Source organism: Mycobacterium sp. NPDC003449, assembly GCF_053588415.1.
This window is the reverse complement of record NZ_JBSFPX010000004.1, coordinates 103,216-109,866: the sequence shown is the minus strand read 5'-3', so window position 1 is coordinate 109,866 and position 6,651 is coordinate 103,216. Positions and strand designations below refer to the sequence as shown.

The window sequence follows — 6,651 nt, the reverse complement described above, 5'->3', positions numbered from 1 at the left end:
ACTGGCCGACACCGATCGACTTGGGGTCGATCTTCACCAACTCGGCCAGTACCAGCACGATGTGACCCCGGGTTCGCTGGCCCGCAGCCTCGACGCCGTCGTCGAGGACGCCGTCAACGCGGTGGGGGTGGACCTCAACACCGCCTCGGTGCCGTTGCTGGCCCGGGTGTCGGGGGTCACCGAGTCGCTGGCCGAGGCGATCGTCGCGCACCGCGAGAGTGCCGGCGCGTTCCGCAGCCGCAAGGCCTTGCTGGATGTTCCGAGGCTGGGCCCCAAGGCATTCGAGCAGTGCGCGGGCTTCCTGCGGATCCGCGACGGAGACGATCCGCTCGACGCGTCCGGCGTGCACCCCGAGTCCTACCCGGTGGTGCGACGCATCCTGGACCGCTCGAAGGTCACCCTGGCCGAGCTCATCGGCGACGAACGTGCGTTGCGCTCGCTCAAGCCGGCCGAGTTCGCCGACGACCGGTTCGGTATCCCGACCGTCACCGACATCCTCGCCGAGCTCGAGAAACCGGGCCGCGATCCGCGCCCGGCGTTCTCCACGGCCACCTTCGCCGCCGGCGTCGAGAAGATCGCGGACCTGAAGCCCGGGATGGTGCTCGAGGGGGTGGTGACGAATGTGGCCGCGTTCGGAGCCTTCGTCGACGTCGGGGTGCACCAGGACGGCCTCGTGCATGTCTCGGCGATGGCCGACCGTTTCGTCTCCGATCCGCACGAGGTGGTCAAGTCCGGTCAGGTGGTCAAGGTCAAGGTGGTCGACGTCGACGTGGACCGCCAGCGGATCGGGCTGACCCTGCGCCTCAAAGACAGTCCGGACGGCAAGCGCAACGATCGCGGGGCCGGCCAGAACCGGCAAGGCGGCGGCAACCAGGGCCGAGGGCAACAGCGAAACCAGAACCGCGGCAAGAACTCAGGCCGCCGGGACGCGGGCCGGCCGACGGGTTCGATGGCCGACGCGCTGCGTAACGCGGGTTTCGGCCGGTAGCGCCGCCCGCGTCTAATTGAGGAACGAGGTGAGCCCGGGCGGAGCTTCCGCGGGGTGGTTGGCGGCCAGCCCGCGTTTGCTCAGCGCGGCCATGTGCCGAGCGGCCAGCTGCATGAAACGCCGGGTGGCCGGGGACATTCCACCCCCGGCCCGGGTGATGAAGGCGAACCGTTCCTCGTAGCGCGGATCCAGCGACACCCAGTTCACCCGGTTGGCTCCGTCGTAGCTACGGACGATGAAGTAGGACGCCAGGGTGTCACCGGCTCCGTGCGCGGCGAGTTCGAGGGCCCCGGACTGGAACTCGACTTCGACCGCGGGCTCGATCCGCACGCCGGCGTCGACCGCCCGCTCGGCGAGCCCGCGGCGCAGCGGGTCGTCGCTGCGCCAGTGCGCCTCGGACAGGATCAGGCTGCATTCCGACAGGTCGGTGATGGTCTTCGGGGTGACGGCCCGGGCCGGGTCGGCGGTGACGAACACGACCTCGTCGATCAGCACGGGTCTGCTCACCGCGAGGTTCTGCTCGTCGACCGGCAGTTGCACCAGCCCCGCCTCCAGGTCGCCGCTGCGGACACTCTCGGCGACCTCGGAGGAGTTCAACCCCAGGATGCGCACCCGCACGTGCGGGTGCAGGGCACGGAACTCGGTGATCAGCGGCGCCAACAGGTAGCGGTGCGCGCTGCTGAACGTGCCGAACGACACCTCGCCGCCGGCCAGGGTGCTGGCGGCGCGGGCCGCGGCGGCGAGATCATCGGCACTGCGGATGGTGTTCTCGGCGAGCGGAACGATGAGCCTGCCGACATCGGTCAGTTGCAGCCTGCGATTGGTCCGGGTGAACAGCTGCGACCCGATGGTGCGCTCCAGGCGACGGATCTGATCGGACAGGCTCGGCTGCGCCACGTATTCCGCGGCCGCGGCGGCGGAGAACGACCCGGTCTCCACGGCGCGCAGAAAGTATCGCAGCTGGCGAAGTGTCGGTCCCTCGGACATCCAGGTTGCTCCCGGCAGGTATAGCCAAAACCTTGATCTGCTGCTCGAAGTATCCCGTAGACGACTCGGCGTGGGCGGCCCACCCTGGAAAACAGCATTTCAGCCGCCGGCGGGGTGCGTACAACGCAGATCACACAAAGGAGTTCACGATGACGCTTGCCCCGGACGCGAAAGTCGCGGTGGTGACCGGAGCGGCCAGCGGCATGGGACGATCGACAGCCGTCACCCTGGCGAAAGAGGGGTGGAACATTCTCGCCATGGACCGGGTCGCGACCACCATCGCCGAACACGGCCATACCATCACCACCACCGAGGTCGACGTCACTCGGCGCGGCGAGGTGGCCGACGCGATCGCGGCGCACTGTGACGACTCGGGGCGGGCGGTCGATCTGGTGGCCAACATCGCCGGCATCTACCCACCCAGCACCCTCGACGATTTCACCGAGGACCTCTACCGCCGGGTGTTCGACGTCAACGTGCTGGGCGTGCTGAACGTGACCGCCGAGGCCGCCAGCCGGATGGCCGACGGCGGCGCGATCGTCAACTTCGCCTCTGCCGACGCGTTCGCGGTGTCACCCGGTCAGCTCCTCTACGGCGCGTCCAAGGCCGCTGTGGTGATGCTGACCAAGGAACTCGCGGTCGAACTTGCCCCGCGCCGCATCAGGGTCAACGCGATCGCTCCCGGATGGGTCAACACTCCCGGCAACGCGGCCACCGGCCGCATGGACGCCGCGGCGGCGGGCGTCCCGATCGGCCGGGTCGGCGAACCCGACGAAATCGCCCGCTGGGTCTCCATCCTCGCGGGCCCGGACGCCGGCTACATGACCGGCGAAACCATCATGCTCTCGGGCGGAGACGTCATCCGATGACGCCGACGACGAAATACTGCGTGATCGGGGCCGGCGCGGCGGGACTGTCCGCGCTCGACACGCTGCTCGGGCAGGGTTATCACGTCGACTGCTTCGAGAAGACCGGCGTGGTGGGAGGCCACTGGAACACCGACTACGACGCACTGCACTTGATTACCTCGCGCAATCAGACGGTGTTCGAAGGCTTTCCGATGCCCGAGCACTATCCGCACTTCCCACGGCGCGATCAGGTCGCCGAGTACATCGATGCCTACGCCGGCAGCCGCGGTCTGCACCGGCGCATCACCTTCGGCACCGAAGTCCTTTCGGTCACGCCGGTGCAGACCTCGGGACCGGTCGGCTCCGCGGGCTGGGTGGTCACGACATCGGCCGGGGCCGACACCTACGACGGGGTGCTCGTCGCCAACGGGCATCTGTGGGACAAAAAGGTGCCCGAGGTGCCGGGAACCTTCACCGGTCCGCAGATCCATTCCGGCGACTACCGCAACACCGACGACCTCGAAGGCACTCGCGTGTTGGTGATCGGGGCCGGCAACTCGGGCTGCGACCTGGCCGTCGACGCCGCCCAGCACCGGCTCGAGGTCGACGTCGTCATCCGCCACGGCGCCTACTTCCAGCCCAAGATGTATTTCGGGCGGCCCCGCGCGGAGCTGGCCTTCATGGCCGAATTCTCCGCCGCCGAACAGGATCTGATCGCCCGGCTGCTGGCCAGGGTCTCGATCGGTGAGAACTCCGACTATCCGGGGCTTCCCGTCCCGGCGCACCGGGCCATCGCCGACGGGCCCGCCGTCGTCAACGACCTACTCCTGTACTGGGTCCACCACGGCCGGATCGGGGTCATCGGCCACGATGTCGAGCGCTTCGACGGCAACACGGTGCACTTCGCCGACGGCACCGTCAAGGATTACGACAGCATCCTCTACGCCACCGGATTCCATGCCACCCTGCCCTTCCTCGACGATGCGCTGGTGCCCCGCCGCAACGGCGTGCCGCTGCGGTACGCCGGCGGCATCATCCCGCACGGTCTGGAGAAGCTCTACTACATCGGGCTGACCTCGCCGCGCGGACCCCAGCTGCCGGTCTACGGAATCCAGGCCAAGATCGTCGCCCGGTTGCTGGCCCTCCATGAGCGTGCCGGCGCGGACGGCGCGGGCATCGCCGACTATTTCCGACAGCTCCAGGATGCCGACGACCGGATCGACCTGCCGCGTGACATCTGGAACAACCAGCTCGCCGACACCGCACGACTGTTGGACGCGTTCGAGGTCGGCCACACCACCAGCGGGATGAGGGAGAGGCTATGACCCCGGCACCGACGGGACATCTGCTCGACGACAGTCCGCTGACGAAATACCACAAACGACTGATCGTCGCCTGCTCGGGCGGCCCGTTCCTCGACGGCTACCTGCTCAGCATCATCGGGGTGGCCCTGACCGGTGCGCAGGCCGACCTCAAGCTCGATTCCAGCACGCTCGGCATCGCCGGCGCGGTCTCGCTGGTCGGGATGTTCGTCGGCAGCCTCATCTTTGGCCCGATCACCGACCGCATCGGGCGACGCGTGATGTACACCGCCGACCTGCTGCTGATGATCGTCGGTTCGGCACTGTGCCTGGTGATCGGCACCGGATGGCAGCTGATCGTGCTGCGCCTGGTCATCGGAATAGCCGTCGGCGCCGATTACCCGATCGCCACATCGCTGCTCGCCGAATGGATACCCAGGAAGTCCCGGGGAACGATCCTCGGGCTGATGGCGACCACGATCTGGCTCGTGGGGGCCGTGGTGGCCTATGTCGTCGGGTTCCTGATGATCAGCGTCTGGGGCCATGAGTCGTGGCGATGGATGCTGGGCACCGGGGCGGTATTCGGTGTGATCGTCCTGCTGTTGCGGATCGGCGCCCACGAATCGCCGCGATGGCTGGTGTCGAAGGGACGTGCCGAAGAGGCGCGGGCAGATATCTCGAAGGTGCTCGGACGCGAGGTGAGCGCCGGTGAGCTGGCCGTGCTGACGGCGGACGACGCCCCCGGCCGGGCGGGTCTGACCAGCCTGCTGCGGGGCCGGTACCTGCGGCGCTCCCTGTTTTGTGGATTGACCTGGATGTGCTACGCGATCCCGCAGTTCGCGCTGTTCACCTACGGTCCGATCATTCTGTCGCACATGGGTTTCACCAACGGCGGGACCGGAGAAACACTGGGGCAGGTCGTGCTGAACCTCGGTTTTCTGCTCGGAACGCTGCCCGGGATGTGGTGGGTGGAGAGCCGTGGCCGCCGCCCGCTGATGCTGGCGACGTTCCTGTTTGGTGCCCTCGCGCTGGTGCCGCTCGGAATCTGGCCGGAAGCCCCGGCGTGGTTCGTGATGGTGTTCTTCTTCCTGTTCGCGCTGATCAACGGTGCGGGCACGATCCTGGTGCTGATCTACCCGAATGAACTGTTCCCCACCGAAATCCGGGCCAGCGCGGTCGGGCTCGCCACGGCGATCAGCCGGCTGGGTGCGGCGGTTGGGACCTACCTGGTTCCCGCGTCCCTGGAGGGGCTCGGCACCGGGCCGACCATGTACATCGGTGCCGGTCTGACCCTGCTCGGATTCGTGATCAGCATCTTCTGGGCCGAAGAGACGCGCAACCGAACCTTGTCCGACGCCGCGCGGGCCGACGGGTTGGGCACCGGGCCGTTGCAGAACAGGTCAGGGGAGCTGACCGTATGAGTTTGTGGTGGTCGGTAACTGGTCAGGGTTTCTTCGAGGTCTGACTCCCGGCTGTGTGCTGCCCCCGCCGTCGCCACGACCGGTAGCCGCGGTGCGCGGCGAACGCACCGACGACAGCCGTCACGCACCACACCCCGATCGCGGTGTAGGCCAACGGTGCCGACAGATCGCCGATCGAGGCGCCCAGCGCGGTGTAGACGAATGCGCGCGGCACCGACCCGATGAAGGATCCAACGGCCATCTGCCACAACGGGACCCCGAACGCGCCGAAGGCGTAGGAGGCCAGCGCATCGGAGATCCCCGGCACGAAGCGCTGACCCACGACGGCCCACAGCCCGCCGCGCTCGATCTGGCGGTCCAGCCGGTCCGCGCGTGCTGCCCCGAGCAGCGCCCTGGCACTGTCACGCCCGGCGCGCCTGCCGATCACGCTGGCCACCACGGCGGTGCCGACCGTCGCACCCAGCGTCACGAACGTCCCCAGCACCGGGCCGAACAACACGCCGCTGCCTGCCGCCAGCAGCGGACCGGGCACGAACAACGCTCCCAGACAGGCCGACACCACCACATAGGCCAACGGTGCTGCCGGGCCCGCCGAGGCGACCACCCCTCGGACGGCGTCGACGTCGATCACCCGCGCCACCGCGACCAGGTAGAACAACCCCAGCAGGAACACTGCGAACACGGCGAGCCGCACGATGTGGGGCCACCGGCGAGGGGCGGGGGAGTCGTCGCTGTCAGCCATGCCGGTCTGGTTGAGACGCGGCGGCGATCACCCCGTCGAGGACGTCGCGGGAGGTCGCGAGATCCCGGATGGCCCGGTCGAGGCGGGTCCGCTCGGCGGTGAGCTCATCGACCAGCCGCGGCGTGGCTTCGGGGGCCGGTCCGCCGTCGCTGTCGCGCATACACGGCAGCAGCGACGCGATGGTGCGGCTGTTGAGCCCGGCCGCGTACAGCTCCTGGATGTGTATCACCCGGTCAACCGCTCGCACCGGGTAGGTCCGCTGCCCGCTGGGAGTCCGGTCGGAGGCCAGCATGCCCTGCTGTTCGTAGTACCGCAACGACCGCTCACTGACCCCGGTCCGGCGTGCCAGCTCACCAATCCGCAT

Annotated in this window: 7 protein-coding genes; 4 read left to right on the top strand and 3 right to left on the bottom strand. The window is 68.5% G+C overall.

Annotated features, from left to right (window positions below):
- The coding region (locus ACWDTP_RS02640) for a helix-hairpin-helix domain-containing protein (RefSeq protein ID WP_450016284.1) at positions 1–988 on the top strand (988 nt) is incomplete at its 5' end.
- A gap of 12 nt (positions 989–1,000) precedes the next feature.
- Here ACWDTP_RS02640 and ACWDTP_RS02635 read toward each other — a convergent pair.
- Positions 1,001–1,975, bottom strand: coding sequence for a LysR family transcriptional regulator (locus tag ACWDTP_RS02635; RefSeq protein WP_450016282.1), 975 nt, complete (start codon positions 1,973–1,975; stop codon positions 1,001–1,003).
- Positions 1,976–2,124: 149 nt separating this feature from the next.
- Between ACWDTP_RS02635 and ACWDTP_RS02630 the strand changes: the two genes are divergently transcribed.
- From ACWDTP_RS02630 to ACWDTP_RS02620, 3 genes are read left to right on the top strand one after another with little or no spacing between them, the layout of a single operon-like run.
- Entirely contained in the window at positions 2,125–2,844 is a 720-nt protein-coding gene (locus ACWDTP_RS02630) for an SDR family NAD(P)-dependent oxidoreductase (RefSeq protein ID WP_450016280.1), read from the top strand.
- Positions 2,841–4,148: a flavin-containing monooxygenase gene (locus tag ACWDTP_RS02625; RefSeq protein ID WP_450016278.1), complete on the top strand. Its 1,308-nt coding sequence runs from the start codon at positions 2,841–2,843 to the stop codon at positions 4,146–4,148. The genes ACWDTP_RS02630 and ACWDTP_RS02625 overlap by 4 nt, the downstream gene beginning before the upstream one ends.
- Positions 4,145–5,545 (top strand): MFS transporter, encoded by a 1,401-nt coding sequence (locus ACWDTP_RS02620; RefSeq protein ID WP_450016276.1) that lies wholly within the window; start codon positions 4,145–4,147, stop codon positions 5,543–5,545. Before ACWDTP_RS02625 ends, ACWDTP_RS02620 begins: the two co-directional genes overlap by 4 nt.
- Positions 5,546–5,567: 22 nt before the next feature.
- On the opposite strand, the gene ACWDTP_RS02615 is transcribed toward ACWDTP_RS02620, so the two are convergent.
- Positions 5,568–6,287, bottom strand: a complete 720-nt coding sequence (locus tag ACWDTP_RS02615) for a TVP38/TMEM64 family protein (protein WP_450016274.1) — start codon at positions 6,285–6,287, stop codon at positions 5,568–5,570.
- A complete protein-coding gene (locus ACWDTP_RS02610; RefSeq protein WP_450016272.1) occupies positions 6,280–6,651 on the bottom strand; it encodes a MerR family transcriptional regulator in 372 nt (123 codons plus the stop codon). Before ACWDTP_RS02610 ends, ACWDTP_RS02615 begins: the two co-directional genes overlap by 8 nt.

Bases quoted from the DNA above. Each gene is read 5' to 3' on its own strand.
- ACWDTP_RS02635 (WP_450016282.1), bottom strand. From the start codon at position 1,975: ATGTCCGAGGGACCGACACTTCGCCAGCTGCGATACTTTCTGCGCGCC.
- ACWDTP_RS02630 (WP_450016280.1), top strand. From the start codon at position 2,125: ATGACGCTTGCCCCGGACGCGAAAGTCGCGGTGGTGACCGGAGCGGCC.
- ACWDTP_RS02625 (WP_450016278.1), top strand. From the start codon at position 2,841: ATGACGCCGACGACGAAATACTGCGTGATCGGGGCCGGCGCGGCGGGA.
- ACWDTP_RS02620 (WP_450016276.1), top strand. From the start codon at position 4,145: ATGACCCCGGCACCGACGGGACATCTGCTCGACGACAGTCCGCTGACG.
- ACWDTP_RS02615 (WP_450016274.1), bottom strand. From the start codon at position 6,287: ATGGCTGACAGCGACGACTCCCCCGCCCCTCGCCGGTGGCCCCACATC.
- ACWDTP_RS02610 (WP_450016272.1), bottom strand. From the start codon at position 6,651: ATGCGGATTGGTGAGCTGGCACGCCGGACCGGGGTCAGTGAGCGGTCG.